This window comes from Bradyrhizobium zhanjiangense (genome assembly GCF_004114935.1).
Lineage (GTDB): Bacteria > Pseudomonadota > Alphaproteobacteria > Rhizobiales > Xanthobacteraceae > Bradyrhizobium > Bradyrhizobium zhanjiangense.
This window is the reverse complement of sequence record NZ_CP022221.1, coordinates 5,429,174-5,445,894: the sequence shown is the minus strand read 5'-3', so window position 1 is coordinate 5,445,894 and position 16,721 is coordinate 5,429,174. Positions and strand designations below refer to the sequence as shown.

17 protein-coding genes are annotated in these 16,721 nt (G+C 64.2%); 11 read left to right on the top strand and 6 right to left on the bottom strand.

Annotation, left to right across the window (positions count from 1 at the left end):
* Positions 1-23: 23 nt before the first annotated feature.
* From sufC to XH85_RS26065, 6 genes are all read left to right on the top strand, one after another.
* A complete protein-coding gene (sufC, locus tag XH85_RS26095) occupies positions 24-776 on the top strand; it encodes a Fe-S cluster assembly ATPase SufC (protein ID WP_164940337.1) in 753 nt (250 codons plus the stop codon).
* Between the two features lie 12 nt (positions 777-788).
* Positions 789-2,093: a Fe-S cluster assembly protein SufD gene (gene sufD / locus XH85_RS26090; RefSeq protein ID WP_128934092.1), complete on the top strand. Its 1,305-nt coding sequence runs from the start codon at positions 789-791 to the stop codon at positions 2,091-2,093.
* Positions 2,090-3,337, top strand: coding sequence for a cysteine desulfurase (locus XH85_RS26085; protein ID WP_128934091.1), 1,248 nt, complete (start codon positions 2,090-2,092; stop codon positions 3,335-3,337). The genes sufD and XH85_RS26085 overlap by 4 nt, the downstream gene beginning before the upstream one ends.
* Positions 3,334-3,705, top strand: a complete 372-nt coding sequence (locus XH85_RS26080) for an SUF system Fe-S cluster assembly protein (protein WP_091887959.1) — start codon at positions 3,334-3,336, stop codon at positions 3,703-3,705. The genes XH85_RS26085 and XH85_RS26080 overlap by 4 nt, the downstream gene beginning before the upstream one ends.
* Before the next feature lie 43 nt (positions 3,706-3,748).
* Complete coding sequence (locus XH85_RS26075) at positions 3,749-4,147, top strand: HesB/IscA family protein (protein ID WP_128934090.1); 399 nt, start codon at positions 3,749-3,751, stop codon at positions 4,145-4,147.
* Between the two features lie 180 nt (positions 4,148-4,327).
* Positions 4,328-4,756: a TfoX/Sxy family protein gene (locus tag XH85_RS26065; protein WP_128934089.1), complete on the top strand. Its 429-nt coding sequence runs from the start codon at positions 4,328-4,330 to the stop codon at positions 4,754-4,756.
* A gap of 83 nt (positions 4,757-4,839) precedes the next feature.
* Here XH85_RS26065 and XH85_RS26060 read toward each other — a convergent pair whose 3' ends face one another.
* The 3 genes from XH85_RS26060 to XH85_RS26050 all read right to left on the bottom strand — a co-directional run bounded on the left by XH85_RS26060 (position 4,840) and on the right by XH85_RS26050 (position 8,812).
* Positions 4,840-5,907: a GGDEF domain-containing protein gene (locus tag XH85_RS26060; RefSeq protein WP_128934088.1), complete on the bottom strand. Its 1,068-nt coding sequence runs from the start codon at positions 5,905-5,907 to the stop codon at positions 4,840-4,842.
* A 165-nt stretch (positions 5,908-6,072) separates the two neighbouring features.
* The gene (locus tag XH85_RS26055; RefSeq protein ID WP_128934087.1) at positions 6,073-7,551 is read right to left on the bottom strand and encodes a DEAD/DEAH box helicase; all 1,479 of its coding nucleotides are present in this window, start codon (positions 7,549-7,551) and stop codon (positions 6,073-6,075) included.
* A 298-nt stretch (positions 7,552-7,849) separates the two neighbouring features.
* A complete protein-coding gene (locus tag XH85_RS26050; protein ID WP_128937426.1) occupies positions 7,850-8,812 on the bottom strand; it encodes a helix-turn-helix transcriptional regulator in 963 nt (320 codons plus the stop codon).
* A gap of 198 nt (positions 8,813-9,010) precedes the next feature.
* Here XH85_RS26050 and XH85_RS26045 point away from each other — a divergent pair, with 198 nt between their 5' ends.
* The 5 genes from XH85_RS26045 (at position 9,011) to XH85_RS26020 (ending at position 14,549) form a co-directional block, all read left to right on the top strand.
* Entirely contained in the window at positions 9,011-10,525 is a 1,515-nt protein-coding gene (locus XH85_RS26045; RefSeq protein ID WP_128934086.1) for a caspase family protein, read from the top strand.
* A gap of 90 nt (positions 10,526-10,615) precedes the next feature.
* Entirely contained in the window at positions 10,616-11,050 is a 435-nt protein-coding gene (locus tag XH85_RS45375; RefSeq protein WP_164940849.1) for a hypothetical protein, read from the top strand.
* Between the two features lie 176 nt (positions 11,051-11,226).
* Positions 11,227-12,471: an FAD-dependent oxidoreductase gene (locus XH85_RS26030; RefSeq protein WP_208758055.1), complete on the top strand. Its 1,245-nt coding sequence runs from the start codon at positions 11,227-11,229 to the stop codon at positions 12,469-12,471.
* A 180-nt stretch (positions 12,472-12,651) separates the two neighbouring features.
* A complete protein-coding gene (locus XH85_RS26025; RefSeq protein WP_128934083.1) occupies positions 12,652-13,413 on the top strand; it encodes an outer membrane protein in 762 nt (253 codons plus the stop codon).
* 317 nt (positions 13,414-13,730) lie between these two features.
* On the top strand, positions 13,731-14,549 hold the full coding sequence (locus tag XH85_RS26020) for an outer membrane protein (RefSeq protein WP_128934082.1): 819 nt from the start codon (positions 13,731-13,733) through the stop codon (positions 14,547-14,549).
* A gap of 69 nt (positions 14,550-14,618) precedes the next feature.
* Here the strand turns inward: XH85_RS26020 and XH85_RS26015 are convergent, their stop codons facing one another.
* From XH85_RS26015 to XH85_RS26005, 3 genes are all read right to left on the bottom strand, one after another.
* Positions 14,619-15,389: an SDR family NAD(P)-dependent oxidoreductase gene (locus tag XH85_RS26015; RefSeq protein WP_128934081.1), complete on the bottom strand. Its 771-nt coding sequence runs from the start codon at positions 15,387-15,389 to the stop codon at positions 14,619-14,621.
* Between the two features lie 21 nt (positions 15,390-15,410).
* Positions 15,411-15,596 carry a hypothetical protein gene (locus XH85_RS26010; RefSeq protein ID WP_091888160.1) on the bottom strand — a complete coding sequence of 62 codons (186 nt, stop codon included), beginning with the start codon at positions 15,594-15,596 and terminating at the stop codon, positions 15,411-15,413.
* Positions 15,597-15,911: 315 nt separating this feature from the next.
* The gene (locus tag XH85_RS26005; RefSeq protein WP_128934080.1) at positions 15,912-16,688 is read right to left on the bottom strand and encodes an outer membrane protein; all 777 of its coding nucleotides are present in this window, start codon (positions 16,686-16,688) and stop codon (positions 15,912-15,914) included.
* Positions 16,689-16,721 lie beyond the last annotated feature (33 nt).

Sequence of the window (16,721 nt, the reverse complement as noted above, 5' to 3'; positions counted from 1 at the left end):
ATTTGAATAGACTGGACACCAAAATGGCTTTGCTTGAAGTGAAAGACCTCAAGGTTCGTGTCGAGGAGCGTGAGATCCTCCACGGGCTGTCGCTGACCGTGAACGAGGGCGAGGTGCACGCGATCATGGGGCCGAACGGCTCCGGCAAGTCGACGCTCTCTCATGTCATCGCCGGCAAGCCCGGCTATGAGGTCACCGACGGCCAAATCCTGTTTAGGGGCGAGGACCTCCTGGAGATGGATCCCGACGAGCGCGCCGCCAAGGGCGTGTTCCTGGCTTTCCAGTATCCGGTCGAGATTCCCGGTGTCACCACCATGAACTTCCTCCGCACCGCACTGAATGCCCAGCGCAAGGCGCGCGGCGAGAGCGAACTGATGGTGCCGGAATTTCTGAAGAAGGTCCGCGAGGTCTCGAAGTCGCTGAACATCCCGCAGGACATGCTCAAGCGTGGCGTCAATGTCGGCTTCTCCGGCGGCGAGAAGAAGCGCAACGAGGTGCTCCAGATGGCGCTGTTCGAGCCCAGCCTGTGCATCCTCGACGAGATGGATTCCGGCCTCGACATCGACGCGCTGCGCATCGCGGCCGACGGCGTCAACGCGCTGCGCTCGCCGGGGCGCGCGATGGTCGTCATCACCCATTATCAGCGGCTGCTCAACTACATCGTGCCCGATTTCGTGCACGTGATGTCGAAGGGCCGTGTCGTGAAGAGCGGTGACAAGGAACTGGCGCTGGAGCTGGAAGCTTCCGGCTACACCCAGTTCGAGGATGCCGCGTAAGGAATTTTGGAGATGAACGTTGCTGTGGCAAAGACCGGGAACGGCCGCGCGGTGAGCGATCTCTTCGCCAGCGCTGAAGGCCGCTTGCCGGGTTCGCCCTCTGTGATCGCGGCACGCCGCGAGGCGTTCGAGACTTATGAGCGTCTCGGCCTGCCGCACCGCCGGATCGAGGAATGGAAGTACACCGATCTGCGTGCGCTGGTCGGTGAGGTGCTGCCGCTGGCAGCGGCGCCCGATTCGGCCGCGTTGAAGCGCGCCGCGGACGCGGTGAAGGCGCATGCGATCGCGGGCGCCCGCAAGCTGGTGCTGGTCGACGGCGTGTTTGCGGCGGATCTGTCCGACGTGAAGGCGCTCGGCTCCGAGGCGAGCCTCAAGACGCTGCGGGAGACGCTGGAGAAGGATGCCGGCCTCCTCACTACTGCGTCCACCGATGCCGTGATCGCGCTGAACGCCGCCATGACAACCGACGGCGTCGTGCTGTCGATCGCTGATGGCGCGCAGCTGTCCGCGCCGATCCAGATCATCCACATCGCAACCGCAGCTTCCACGTCGACCTTCACCCGTTCGCAGGTTGCGATCGGGAAGGGCGTTCGCGCCACCATCGTCGAAAGCTTCGTTGCGGCCGGCGCCAAGGCCTACCAGGTCAACGATGCCGTGCTCGTGACGGTTGGCGACGGCGCCGATGTTGCACATATTCGCCTGATGGACGATGCGCCGGACGCGGTGAACGTCACCTCGCAGTTCGTCACGGTCGGCGCCAATGTGAAGCTCAACTTCTTCAACATGACGACTGGCGCTGCCGTCAGCCGCTTGCAGGGCTTCATCACGCTGGCGGGCGAGGGCAGCGAGCTCTCGGCTAACGGCGTAAACCTGTTGCAGAAGACCGAGCATGGCGACACCACGTTGCTGGTCGACCATGCCGTGCCGAACTGCGTCAGCCGCGAGACTTTCCGCGCCGTGATCGACGACCGGGGTCATTCGGTGTTCCAGGGCCGCATCATCGTTCGTCCCGACGCGCAGAAGACCGACGGCAAGATGATGACCCGCGCGCTGCTGCTCTCGGATGAAGCCGAGGCCGACAACAAGCCCGAGCTCGAGATTTTCGCCGACGACGTCTCCTGCGGCCATGGCGCCACCGCCGGTGCGCTGGACGAGAGCCTGTTGTTCTATCTGAAGGCGCGCGGTCTACCGGAGAAGCAGGCCCAGGCGCTGCTGATCCAGGCCTTCGTCGGCGAGGCGATCGAGCAGATCGCCGACGACAGCCTGCGCGAGTACGTGATCGGCATCGCCGAGCGCTGGCTGGAGCGGCGGTCATGAGCACGCATCCGGCCCTCAAGAATGGCGCCTACGACGTTGCGCGCGTTCGCCAGGATTTTCCGGCGCTCGCCATGCAGGTCTACGGCAAGCCGCTGGTCTATCTCGACAACGCCGCCTCGGCGCAGAAGCCCAGCGCGGTGCTCGACCGCATGACGCAGGCCTATACCAGCGAATACGCCAACGTGCATCGCGGCCTACATTATCTCGCCAATGCGGCGACGGAAGCCTATGAGGGCGCGCGAGCAAAAGTCGCGCAGTTCGTCAACGCTCGCCGCACAGAGGAGATCATCTTCACCCGCAACGTCACCGAGGCCATCAACCTCGTGGCGTCGTCCTGGGGCGAGCCGAACATCAAGCAGGGCGACGAGATCGTCCTCTCGATCATGGAGCACCATTCCAACATCGTGCCCTGGCATTTCCTCAGGGAACGCCACGGCGCGGTGATCAAATGGGCGCCCGTCGATGACGAAGGCAATTTCCTGATCGACGAGTTCGAGAAGCTGCTGACGCCGAAGACCAAGCTTGTCGCCATCACCCAGATGTCGAACGCGCTCGGAACATTCGTTCCGATCAAGGAGGTCGTGCGGCTGGCCCACGATCGCGGCATTCCCGTGCTGGTCGATGGTGCGCAGGGCGCGGTGCATCTGCCCGTCGACGTGCAGGATCTCGACTGCGATTTCTACGCGTTCACCGGCCACAAGATTTATGGCCCGACCGGCATCGGCGCGCTCTATGCCAAGCACGAGCACCTTGTCGCGATGCGGCCGTTCAACGGCGGCGGCGAGATGATCCGCGAGGTTGCGAAGGACTGGGTCACCTATGGCGATCCGCCGCACAAGTTCGAAGCCGGCACCCCGCCCATCGTCGAAGCGATCGGCCTCGGTGCCGCCATCGATTACGTCAATTCGATCGGCAAGGAGCGCATCGCCGCGCACGAGCACGATCTCGTCACCTACGCCCAGGACCGGCTCCGCGAGATCAACGCTCTGCGGCTGATCGGTACCGCGCGCGGCAAGGGGCCGGTGATCTCCTTCGAGCTCAAGGGCGCGCATCCCCACGATGTCGCCACCGTGATCGATCGCCAGGGCATCGCGGTGCGCGCCGGCACCCATTGCGTGATGCCGCTTTTAGAGCGGTTCAACGTCACCGCCACCTGCCGGGCCTCGTTCGGCATGTATAATACGCGGGAAGAAGTCGATCATCTGACACAGGCGCTTCTGAAAGCGCGGGATTTGTTCGCATGAGTGACATGGCCGACGTCAAAGCCAATCCGATGGAGACCCATTCGGCGTTGCCGCCGGAGGAGACCGAGCGCTTGACCACCGAGATCATCGCGGGCCTCAAGACCGTGTTCGATCCGGAAATCCCGGCCGACATTTATGAGCTCGGGCTCATCTATAAGGTCGAGATCAAGGACGACCGCTCGGTCGACGTGCTGATGACGCTGACGACGCCGAACTGTCCGGCCGCCGGCGAGCTGCCGACCATGGTCGAGAACGCGGTCGCCAGCGTTCCCGGCGTCGGCGTGGTCGACGTCAAGGTCGTCTGGGAACCGCCGTGGTCGCCCGAGCGCATGAGCGACGAGGCCCGCCTCGTGCTGAACATGTGGTGACGGCTCGCATTGAATTCGCTTCGCAACGGACCACATAGATAACATGACCCAGGCGACACCAGCTTCGACACCAAAGGCCCGGCGGCCGCGCCCGCAGGTGATGCGGCTGACGGATGCCGCCGCACAGCGGATCACCGAGCTGACCCAGCGCGCGGACTCCGAAATCGTCGGCCTGCGCGTCGGCGTGAAGAACGGCGGCTGCGCCGGCCAATCCTACACCGTCGAATACGCCCACGAGATCCGCCCGACCGACGAGGTCGTCGAGGACAAGGGCGTCAAGATCCTGGTCGATCCCAAGGCCGTGCTGTTCCTGCTCGGCACCGAGATGGACTACAAGGCCGACAAGATGCAGGCCCAGTTCGTCTTCAACAACCCCAACCAGGTCTCCGCCTGCGGCTGCGGCGAGTCGGTCGAGCTGCGGCCGGCGAAGGTTGAGGGGTAAGCCCGGCTTTCGCAACCCCCACCGCTGTGGTCCTGGCGGAAGCCAGGACCCATACCGCGTGATGCCCGATCGTGGGAGGTATCCGTACCGCGTGGCGTAACTTTTACTCTTCGATAAACTACTCCCTGGGGTAATGGGTCCTGGCTTTCGCCAGGACGACGGTGGAGAGAGAGTTGGGCCATGGACCGCGAATTCCTGATCGACCTGTTTGCCGATTTCGGCCCCGTCACCATCCGGAAAATGTTTTCCGGCTACGGCATCTCCGCCGACGGGATCAACTTCGCGCTGTCCTTGCGCGCCGGGCTGTTCTTCCGCGCTGACGAGGTCACGATCCCGAATTTCGAGGCGGAAGGCTCAAAGCCGTTTCAATATTCGACCAGCGCAAAGACCGTGCTGGTGAACTCCTATTGGGAGCTGCCGGCGCGGCTGTTCGACGATTCCGAGGAGCTGGCGCAATGGGCGAGGGCAGCACTCGCCGCCGCCCAGCGCGCCAAGGTGAAGAAGCGGCCGAAGGGGAAGAAGGCCGCGCCGAAGAAGCTTGCCACGAAGAAACGGCCGGCCAAGAAGACGGCACGTAGGGTGGGCAAAGCGAAGCGTGCCCACCGTTAGGCTGCTGCTCGTGGAGAGATGGTGGGCACGGCGCTGTGCGCCTTTACCCACCCTACAGTCGCCATCTGAAGGACGCGCTTTCCTCACGCCACCCGGTTGTGCGTCTCGACCGCGTATTCCGGATCGACTTCGCAGATCACGCGGTTGCGGCCGTTGCGCTTGGCGGCGTAGAGGCAGGCATCGGCGCGCTCGATCAGCGCGTCGGTGTCGTCGCCCTGCTTGAGCAGGGAGACGCCGACGGAGATGGTGACGCGGCCGAGGATCTCGCCGGTCGACTTCTTCTTCAATTCCTTCGCCATCACCGCGCGGCGGATGTGATCGGCCACCGTGAGCGCCTGGCGCAGCGCGGTGTTGGGCAGCACGACCGCGAATTCCTCGCCGCCATAGCGCGCCGTGATGTCCTGGCCCTTGATGGTCTGCTTCAGCGACAAGCCGACCAGCCGCAGCACCTGGTCGCCGGTGAGATGGCCGTAGGAATCGTTGAACGACTTGAAATGATCGATGTCGAACAGCAGCAGCGACAGCGGCTCGCCGGAGGCGAGCGCGCTCTGCACGGCCATGCCGACCATGCGGTCGAAATATTTGCGGTTGCCGAGGCCGGTGAGCGGATCGGTCAGGCTCTCGGCGCGGATCGCCTCCAGGCTCTGCTGGAGATTGCTGATCTCGTTCTTCGACAGCGTCAGGCGACCTTCCAGCGCCTTGTTGGCCTCGCGCATCTCGCTGGTCGAACGCAGCAGCGTCTCCACGATCGCCTTGATCTGGTCGCGGCTCTTGGCTGACGACAGTTTCTCGGTCGCACCCGACAGGCTGGCGTCGTAGGCGCCACTCATCCCGAGCGCATCGCCGAGGACCTTCATCACGTCGTCGATCTCGCCGATGACGCGCGCGCCGACTTTGTCGATGCGGTCGGTGGTCTTGATGTGGGAGAGATAGGTCTCGTAGATCTGCTCGAGATCGGCTTCGGTCAGCTTGCCGTTGCGCGCCAGCGTCTCGTTGATGATCTTGTTGAGCGGTGCGTTGTAGCCGGTGGCGTAGACGTACCAGATCTCGTAGTTGCGGGGAATTGCCGTCTGCCGAAGCGATCGGATCTGACCGAGCGCTACCTCGGCGAACGCCATCGTGCGTTCGTGTTCGTCGAGAACCTTGACCACGGACATACCCCACAGCGGTCGGTGCGCCCGCGACCGCAGCAATGCTTAAATTATGTTCATAGGCTAACGGACGATCGTGAACACCCCGTAAATATACGTTCACGGACCGTCTAAAAAAGTGTGGAGCAGTATTTTTGCAACCGAAACCTGGAGCGCGTCCGCGCTTCAGGCGCCGGCGGGGGAGCGGACCGGCCGCAGCAGAAATGCCGGCAGGTGTGAGTGATCGCCCGGCTCGGTGTCGACCTCGCGCTGCCGGCGCGGCTCGGGACGGCCGATCGACGGCACGTGCGACGCATTGGCCTGCGGACGTGCGCCGTGACGCGGCTCGGATCCGCGCTTCTCTTCGGGACGATGCCTTGCTTCGGACGGCTGTCGCGCCTCGCGCGGCTCGTGGCTGCGCTCACGGTCGTGACCGCGCCGCTCGCCGCGCTGCGGCTTGCCGCGTCCGCCGCGTGAACGTTCACGGCCGCGCTGCTCGCGCGGACGCTCGGTCCCGTCGGCGACCTCAGCGTGGACTTCGTAGTCGCCCTCGGCGCGCGGAATGCTCTGGCCGATCAGCTTCTCGATCGCCGCCATCGATTTCTGGTCGAGCGGCGTCACGATCGAGATCGCGGTGCCGGTGCGGCCGGCGCGGCCGGTGCGGCCGATGCGGTGAACGTAGTCGTCGGCGTGATGGGGGACGTCGAAATTGAAGACGTGGCTGACCTCGGGAATGTCGAGGCCGCGGGCGGCGACGTCGGAGGCCACCAGCAGCGGCAGCTCGCCCTTGCGGAACTGATCCAGCGCGGCCATGCGGGCCGGCTGGTCCATGTCGCCGTGCAGGGCGCCGACGCTGAAGCCGTGCTTCTGAAGCGATTTGTGGACGATGGCGACTTCACGCTTGCGGTTGCAGAAGATGATCGCGTTCTTGAGGTCCTTGGCCTCGCGCAGCAGGCGGCGGAGCAGCTCGCGCTTCTCGTGCGCCTCGCGTCCGGCGGGCACCTGGGCCTGGGTGACAGTCACGGCGGTGGTGGCGGGCCGGGAGACTTCGACCTTCTGCGGATTGTGCAGGAAGGCCTCGGTGATGCGCCGGATCTCGGGCGGCATGGTCGCGGTGAAGAACAGCGTCTGCCGCGTAAAGGGGACGAGCTTGCAGATGCGCTCGATGTCGGGGATGAAGCCCATGTCCAGCATGCGGTCGGCTTCGTCGATGACGAGCAGCTCGACGCCGGTGAGCAGGAGGCCACCGCGCTCGGTGTGGTCGAGCAGGCGGCCCGGCGTTGCGATCAGCACGTCGACGCCGCGCATCAGCTTGGCATCCTGATCGCCGAAGGAGACGCCGCCGATCAGAAGCGCGACGTTGAGTTTCTGGCCGGCGCCGTAACGGTCGAAGTTTTCCTTCACTTGCGCCGCGAGCTCGCGGGTCGGCTCGAGGATCAGCGTGCGCGGCATGCGCGCCCGGGCTCGGCCCTTTTCGAGGATGGTGAGCATCGGCAGCACGAAGGCCGCGGTCTTGCCGGTGCCGGTCTGGGCGATGCCGAGCACGTCCTTGCGTGCGAGGACGTGGGGGATCGCCTGTTCCTGAATGGGGGTGGGGTTGGTGTAACCGGTGGCCGCCACTGCGGCGAGGACTTTTTCGGACAGTCCGAGATTTGAAAAGGACATTGAGCCTCTGGTCGAAACCGCCGTTCGGAATCGAGGGTAATAAGGCTGTCGCGTTCCACCCCGAAACGGCGCGCTCTCAAAGAAGCTGGGGGTGCTGACTCACGCGAACAAAGCGCCAGGCTCGGGAATCGGTCTTCGATCTGAGCCGCGTCGCCCCGGAACATAGGCGGGAATCCGCCAAAGTCAATGGAGCGGGCGCGGGAAGACCCTAAAAAGCCTGAGGTTTTTGCCCAAATAGCGGGCGCGGTTGAGGTTTTCCGCCGAACCCAGCGGGCTTGGCGGAGCCGGCAAACGGCGGCTAATGCCCCTCCCGATCCTGGGCCCGGAAGTCGCCGGGGGCCATGCCATAGGCGGCGTTGAACACGCGGTAGTAGGTTGCCAGGCTCTCGAAGCCGCAGGAGGTCGCGATGTCGGCGATCAGCCGCTCCGGGGCCTCGCGCATCAGGCGGCGGCTCTGTTTCAGGCGCTCGTCGGTCACGGTCTGCGAGAAGCTCTTCTCCGCCGTCTCGAACAGCATGTGCAGGTGGCGCACGGAAATGCCGAGCAGGTCGGCCACCGTGGTCGGCGCGAGCTTGGGGTCTTGCAGGTGGCGCGCGATCAGGCGCCGGGCCTGCGAGTGGCGGGCGATCCGCAGCGCGGCCTGTCCGCGGCGGCTGCCGGGCCGCAGGATGCCGCGCTCGATCAGCGCCAGATGGGCGAGTGCCTGGACCAGGGAGGTCGCATCGGCAGCGCCGCCATCCGCCGCGGCCTCACCGAAATCGGCGAAGCAGGCGCCGAGCAGCGGCGCCAGGGTGGGATCGTCAAAGGTCCGCGGTGCAAGCTCGCGCAAGCGTTTGTCCTGGGCCGGGATGCTGCTCACCGGGATCTTCAGGATCCGCAAATGGAAGCCGCCTGCGCCCAGCGGCGCGGTGCGATAGGGCAAGTCGGTATGGCTGGTGGCGAAGCTGCCGTTTGCGATCGCGAAGTCGCTGCCGCGCATGCCGCCGAACCAACCGCCGCTGCCGAGCTGCTGGTAGACGCAGATAGCGTCGCCCGGCGCGGAGGCGATGTCGGATGCGCTGCGCTCGACGGTGTAGGGTGAGGCCTTCAGCTCGACGAGGCCGGCGCCGCCAAGCTGGCGCAGCGAGAATTCGCCGAAGAAGTCGGCGCGGCGTTCGCGCGCGAGCTCGGCGGTGACGCCGAACAATCCCTTGGCGCGCACCTCGCGCCAATAGTCGAAGCGGTCGTGCGGCTCGACCTCGTCGGTGCACCAGCGATACACGGCAGCCCCCTTCAACGGAATGCCCAAGAAAAAGCAGATTCCGACGGAATCTGCCATAGGGCCGATGATGGAATCGGGGACCAAGGCCCTTGAACCGTCGATATGGCTGGGCCGACTATCACATCAACGGCCGGGTTTGCCATGAACGACCGTTCGAGGGGACCGGCGTGGGGCCGTTCTTGCAGCGGGAATATTTCAATGACGCGTCGGCTTTTCAGAATTCTGGCGGCACTTGGCCTGGCAGTGGGCCTGAGCGGCCTCGCGCTTCCCGCGCATGCCGAGAAGCGCGTCGCGCTCGTCATCGGCAATAACGACTACAGGAACGTGCCGAAGCTGCTCAAGGCGGTCAACGACGCCCGCACCATGGGCGATACGCTGAAGCAGCTCGGCTTCTCGGTGATGCTCGCCGAGAACCAGAACCGGCAGCAATTCTCCGAGACGCTGCTCGCCTTCGACAGGGCGATCGAGCCCGGCGACACCGCGTTCTTCTTCTATGCCGGCCACGGTTTCGAGATCGCCGGCCAGAACTATCTGCTGCCGACCGACGTTCCGGCGGCGACGGAAGGGCAGGAAGAGCTCGTGCGCGATGCCTCCATCCTGGCCGACCGCATCGTCGAGCGCCTTCAGAACAAGAAGGCGCGGACCTCGATCCTGGTGTTCGACGCTTGCCGCAACAATCCGTTCGAGCGCAAAGGAACCCGCGCGGTCGCCGGCGGCGGCGGGCTCGCGCCGATGACGCAACTGCCGGAAGGCGTGTTCTCGGTGTTTTCGGCAGGTCCCCGCCAGACCGCGCTCGATCGCCTCTCCAACGACGACGCCAATCCCAATTCGGTGTTCACGCGCACCTTCGCCAGGGAGCTGCTCAAGCCTGGCGAGAACCTCGTGCAGGTGGCGCAGCGCACCCGCCGCGCCGTCAGTGAGATGGCCGATACCGTGAAGCACAAGCAGGTGCCGGTCTATTTCGACCAGATGGTCGACGACGTGTTCCTCAGCGGCCTCGCCAAGGATGCCGCCGCGCGCGCGGACGATCCGCCGCCGCAGAAGCTCGCGGCGCTGCCGCCGGTGTCGGTGCCGCACTTGCCGAAGGAGGAGACCACCAACGCGCCGATCGCGAGCTTCTCGCGGCACAATGGCGGCTGGAGCGTGGTGTTCTCCTTCGCCGACCCGACGCTCGGCATTTCCTGGCGCATGGCCGGTAAGGGCGATTTCCGCGAGACCGGTTTCATCGACACGCTCGATCCGCGCACGCGCAAGCGGATGCCGAACCCGTCGATCGAATTGCCGTCGGATGCGCAAGCCGGCACCATCGAGGTCCGCTATGTCGATCAGTCCGGCGACATGCAGGGGCCGTTCCCGATCAGGTTCGATCCCGAGGCCGCGCTGATCCGCGACCAGCGCAAGATCCTCGACATGACCTCGACGAGCTGGCTGTCGTTCCGCGAGTTCAATGGGCTGCTGGTCTACTACACCCACCTCGTGTCCTACCGCTGCGCCATCCGCGAGGTGCGCATCGGCATCGATACCGCTGTGCCCAACCAGGTGCTGAAGATGCCCGCTTGCGACATGCGCGATCCCAGCGCGATCAGCGCCGGCATGCCGCTCTACATGAAACTCGCCCCGGCTACGCAGTTCGTCTCGGTGGAGCTGACCTATCGCGACGGCAGCGTCTCGGAGATCAAGAGCTTTCGCAGCGCGAACCGCAGCAATAATTGAGGTCTTCGTCGGCCGCGGCGCGATGAGCAGAAGACGGAACAACTCCTGCTGACCTGACTTGGATTGTCTGTCAAACCAGGGAGACGATTCATGATCCGCAAATCCATCCTCGTGACGATCGCTTGTGCGGCACTTTCGACGGCGGCCTTTGCCCAAGGCGGCGGTGGTGCCGGAGGCAGCGGAGGTGCAGGCGCAGGTGCGGGTGCAGGCGCAGCGGCCGGCACAGGTACCGGCGGCGCCAGCGCGGGATCTGCGGCCAACTCGGGTGTCGGAGCGGGCTCATCATCCAGCAGCGCCAACTCTGGGCCGTCGGCTCCCTCAGGGATGGGAACGCATGACGCCACCACGGGGGCCAACATCAACACCAACATCGGCCAACCCAATCCGAATGTTCAGCCCCCGACCGCGAATGCCAAGACGCCGGCAGCAGCGCAAGCCGAGCGAAACATGGGCGTCGGTCACGCACCCAACGGGTTGCCGATCGGCAGTCCGGGCACCGGGACCAGCAACGAGGACCAGAAATAGTCAGATCCCGTTTGAGGAGAGGCCCGCGTTCTGCAGGCCTTTCTCGTCGGACGCTTGTTTGCTGCTGGAAACCGCGTTGGGCCTTTCCCTGCAAATTGAGACTGCCTTCGGCCTGAATCGCGCTAGTATCGTCCGGCATAGCTTGATCGATATTCACATCGCGGATCGCGTCTGCAATGACATCCGACCAACCGAACCGGACCATGAAAGTCCGCTGCTGCATCGTCGGCGGCGGGCCAGCGGGCATGATGCTCGGCTATCTCCTGGGCCGCGCCGGCATCGACGTCGTGGTGCTGGAGAAGCATGCGGATTTCTTCCGCGACTTCCGCGGCGACACCGTGCATCCCTCGACGCTTCAGGTGATGGACGAGCTCGGCCTGATCGACGGCTTCCTGAAGCTACCGCATCAGCGCTTGCAGAAGATGGATGGCCTGTTCGGCGGCACGCCGGTGCGCGTCGCCGATCTTAGCCGGCTTCATACCAAGTACCCCTTCATCGCCTTCATGCCGCAATGGGACTTCCTGAATTTTCTGCGCGAGGCCGGCAAGCGCTTTACCTCGCTCAAGGTGATGATGAGCACGGAGGCCGTCGATCTGATCCGCCGCGGTGAGACGGTGACCGGCGTGCGGGCGAAGACGCCCGAGGGCATCATCGACATCGCAGCCGATCTCACCATTGCCTGCGACGGCCGGCATTCGACGGTGCGCGAGCGCGCCGGCCTTAAGGTCGAGGAGATCGGCGCGCCAATGGACGTGCTGTGGTTCCGCGCTGGCCGCAGACCCGACGAGACGGAGAGAGTGTTCGCGCGGATCGAGCCCGGCAAGATGATGATCACCTTCGACCGCGGCGATTATTGGCAATGCGCCTATGTCATCGCCAAGGGGCAATTTGATGCGGTGAAGGCGAGGGGACTGCAGGCGCTGCTCGACGACGTCGTGCGCATGGCGCCGATCCTTCGATCCGGCATCGCTGAAGTGAAGAGCTTTGACGACATCAAGCTGCTCACCGTCGCGATCAACCGCCTGACGCGCTGGACATTGCCGGGCCTGCTTCTCATCGGCGATGCCGCGCACGCGATGTCGCCAGTCGGCGGCGTCGGCGTCAATCTCGCCGTGCAGGACGCGGTCGCGACCGCAAACCTGCTGGCCGACAAGATGCAGCACGGTTGTCCATCGGAGAACGAGCTCGATGCGGTGCGACGCCGGCGAGAGTTCCCGGTGAAGATGACGCAGCGAATGCAGGTCATCATGCAGAACAACATCATCAGCGGCGCCTTGCAGCCGGGCAACCGGCCGCTGAAGGTGCCCTTGATCTTGCGCCTCATCACCGCGCTGCCCTGGCTCCAGGGCATTCCGGCGCGCCTGCTTGCGCTCGGCGTTCGGCCCGAGCACGTGCAGTCGAAGGTCGCGCCGCCATCGTAGCGCAAGACATCGCTAGGGATAACGCTGCGTTAAAGCGCGCGCAGCGCGTTGCGCACGTGCAACAGCACAAACGGATTCACGGACCATCCCGTGTCGATCTTGTCACGTTAACCGTGTTGATTTCAATTTTAGTAAGAGCCGTCTGTGACCGTGCGCCCATCAAAGGACACGGGGTGTACCATGCGTAAGAAATTGATTGCCGCCTTCGCCTGCACGACGGCTCTGGTTTCGACCGGCGCGGCTTCCGCCGCCGATCTCGCTGCGCGCTACACGAAGGCGCCCGCCTATGTCGAGCCGCTGTTCAACTGGACCGGCTTCTATGTCGGCGGCCACATCGGTGGCGCATGGACCAACGAGCAGTTCATCAACAACGGGACCGGCGCGGCGTTCGGCGATTTGCTACCGGGAGAAGGCTATCGTCAACGCAACTCGGGCGTCATCGGGGGCGCGCAGATCGGCTACAACTGGCAGGCCAACAACTTTGTGTTCGGCATGGAAGGCACGATCTCCGGCCTCGACAACAAGGGTACGGTCGTGAACACCGCGTTCCCCCCGGCGAACGACGTGTTCTCCTGGCGGGCCAATGTGCTGGCGACGGTCGTCGGTCGTGCCGGCTTTGCCGTGCAGAACAACCTCTTCTACATCAAGGGCGGCTATGCGGGGGTCAACAACCGGCTCTCGGTCACCGACCCGGTCGTAGCGGGTACGGGCGGACAGACTCACTGGGCCAATGGCTGGACCGTCGGCGCCGGCTGGGAATACGGCATCACCCGCAACTGGATCGTCGGCCTCGAATACAACTACGCGGCCTTCGGCAGCCAGACCTATCAGCTCGGCGGCACGGCGGGCAATTACACCTTCGATGCCAAGCCGCGTGACATCCAGTGGGCCGTCGTGCGCGCGAGCTACAAGTTCGACGCGCCGGTCATCGGTCGCTACTGAGCAGCGAACGACCAAGCACATACAAAAAAATCACTGCCAAACTCAAAAGCCCCGGGTACCGAGCCCGGGGCTTCTCTTATTCACGATTCACGCGAACGACGGCGTGAAGCGAGCCGCTCAAAGCTATTCCGACATCAGAATTATGATGCGTATCCTTCTACATTAGGGAAGTACATCTTACATATGTGTGTGGCCCACGTGCAACTTGCGCGTGAAAAGTGAATGCGTATCCATATCCGACGGCTTTTCCATCTGGCCGCGCCCCGCTTTTTCGCTACGTTCATGACCAATTGTTTCTATGCATTGGGGATTGGGTCATGAGACGATTTTTCGTGTGGGCATTTACCACCGCTTCGCTCCTGTCACTTGCCAGCGTGGGCGCTGCCTCTGCGGCTGATATGGCTGTGAAGGCAAGGCCGGCTTTGCCGGCTCCAGCACCGGTCTACAACTGGACCGGCTGGTATGCTGGCGTGAATGGCGGCTGGGCATTTGACGCTTCGTCTACCGGAAGCCTGGTGGCGTCTACTCCGGGCTTCGCAGGCGCGATTGCCGCCGGAGGCACGCCGACCTTCTTCGGTGCCAAGCATGAAGGCGGATTTGGCGGTGGCCAGGTTGGTTACAATTGGCAGATGGCCAACTGGCTGGTTGGTGTGGAAGCCGACATCCAGGGAGCGGATATCGGTCGCACCTCAACCATCATCTTCCCGGGCGGGGCGGTATTTCCGAGCGTTTCGACCGGTCGGGATCACATCGACTGGTTCGGGACTCTCCGCGGCCGTGTCGGCGTTACGGCCGGTCCGGCGTTGTTCTACGCGACAGGCGGTCTTGCCTATGGTGGCGTCAGGACAAACATCAGCAATGTCTTTACGCCCGCCGCTGCGGGTAGCTTTTTCGGCAGCGACAGCAGCACGCGGATCGGATGGGCTGCCGGCGCCGGCGTCGAATGGGGCTTCGCGCCCAACTGGACGGTGCGGGGCGAATATCTGCATGTCGATCTTGGCCGTTCGAATGTGACCATGTTCGACCCTGTGAATTTCCCGGCCGAGTCCGCGACGTACCGCTTCAATCATGTCGTTGATGCCGCTCGCGTGGGCGTGAATTACCGCTTCGGCGGACCGGTGGTCGCGAGATACTGATCTCTTCGCGTGGACTGCATCAAAAGCCCCAGCTCTCACGCTGGGGCTTTTTCGATGAGCTGCAGCGTATCAGGCCATCACCGAGAAGCCGCCGTCGACGGGAATCGCGGTGCCCGTGACGAAGTTCGAGGCGGGTGAGGCAAGGAATACGGCGATGCCGGCGAAGTCGTCGATGTCGCCCCAACGTCCCGCTGGCGTGCGCGCCAGCACGCGCTCGTGCAGCCCCGAGACTTGCTGCCGTGCGCCGCGGGTGAGGTCGGTGTCGATCCAACCCGGCAGGATGGCGTTGACCTGGATGTTGTCGGGCGCCCAGGCGTTGGCGCAGGCGCGGGTGTATTGCACGATGCCGCCCTTGCTCGCCGCATAGGCGGTGGCGAAGCTCGCGCCGAAGATCGACATCATCGAACCGATATTGATCACCTTGCCGTTGCCGGATGCCTTCAGCGCCGGATAGGCCAGCTTCGAGCACACGAAGGCGCTGGTGAGGTTGGTGTCGATCACCTTATTCCATTCATCGAGCTCGAGCTCGTGCGGGGGCTTGCGGATGCTCATCCCGGCATTGTTGATGAGGACGTCGATGCGGCCGAGCTCCCTGACGACGCGATCGATCATGGCAGCGACGGCGGCCTTGTCAGTCACGTCGGTGGTGATGGCGATTGCCTTCACGCCGCGCTGGCTGAGATCGGCCACGGCGGCGGCGGACTTGGCTTCGTTGCGTCCGACCACGGCGATGTCGGCGCCGGCGTCGGCAAGGCCGCGGGCCATGCCAAGCCCGATGCCGCCATTGCCTCCTGTTACGACGGCGACCTTGCCGCGAAGATCGAACCGGCTGGATGTCATGCTTTTATTCCTTGGTTTCTTCTATTGGTTGCTTTGCCAGATCAGCACCAGCCCGAAGCCGGCCATGGCTGCGCCATAGCCGGCCCATTGCAGCTGGTTGACCATGAAGCTCGATCGGGGCCAGGCAAGCGTGCCCGTGCCCTGTCCGATCCAGAGCAGCCCGACGGCAGTCGCAAACAGGCCTGCGATCAGCAGAAATCTGCGCATGCATTCCTCCCATCAGTCCGCTTCTGTCGCGACACGACGACGAAGGATCGCCGCCGCCGCGAAGGCTTGAGCGCACACTAACCGTAGCTTCGGTTCGGATACAATGGCAGCGCCGGGACAAGCCGGCGTGCGGGGGAGGAGGCTATGCTTCTGGACAAGCACTCGAGCCGAAGGCGATCAGGGATGCCGATCGGCGGTGGTGGAAGCGCGGCCTCGTCGATGCATACACCTGAGGCGTGCGTCGGCCGTTGACAGGCCCACAACGAAAAAGCCCCGGACGATGCCGGGGCTTTGACGTCTGAACGGGAGGTCAGATCAGTACTTCGCGACGACCGGACCGGTCCAGTTGAAGCGGTAGACCAGCGAGGTGCTGATGGTCTGCACCAAGGGCTTGAAGCTGATGGAGTCGGTGGTCACGACGTTGCCGACGTCGGTGCGGACGGCAATGTCCTTACGATCGTAGTAGGCAGCACGATATTCGGTCTTCATGAACCAGCCCGGCGCCGTGATGCCGAAAATGTTCAGATTGTTTTCGACGCCACCGCCGACGAACCAGCCATTGCGGTTGAACGAGTCGGTGTGGAAGCCCGAAGCCGTCCCGGCGAGATTCGTCAAACCAGCGCCCGACCAGTGCGATCCAGTGTAACCGCCATTGACGTAGGAGAGAACGTTCGGAGCAACCAAATAGCCGAGGCGAACACCCGCGGCCCAAGCGTCCTGCATCTTGATGCGGCCGGTCAGCGCGGCAAACTCATCGTTGATGCTGCCGCGCAGGCTGCCGAACTGACCATCGGCGAACACGCCAGCCACCCAGGTGCCGGAGAACTGCCAGTCGTAGCCGGCACCGACCGTTCCAAACCAGCCATCGCCGCCAACACGCTGATCGATCGTCACGGGAACGCCAACGAAGTTGGTGTGGGAGTCCGCATCCCAGACGCCGCCCCCGGCGCCACCGAAGATGTAGAAGCCGGTCCAGTTGGCGACCGGCGCGGGCACCGGAGCCTTCACGTAGGGACGGGCAGCAAGGTCAGCGGCCGAGGCCGAACCGGTCATTGCCGCAACCGCGGTCAGAGCGAGCAAAGTCTTCTTCATGTTAAAATCCCCAACCCTTGGTCTGTCGTAGCC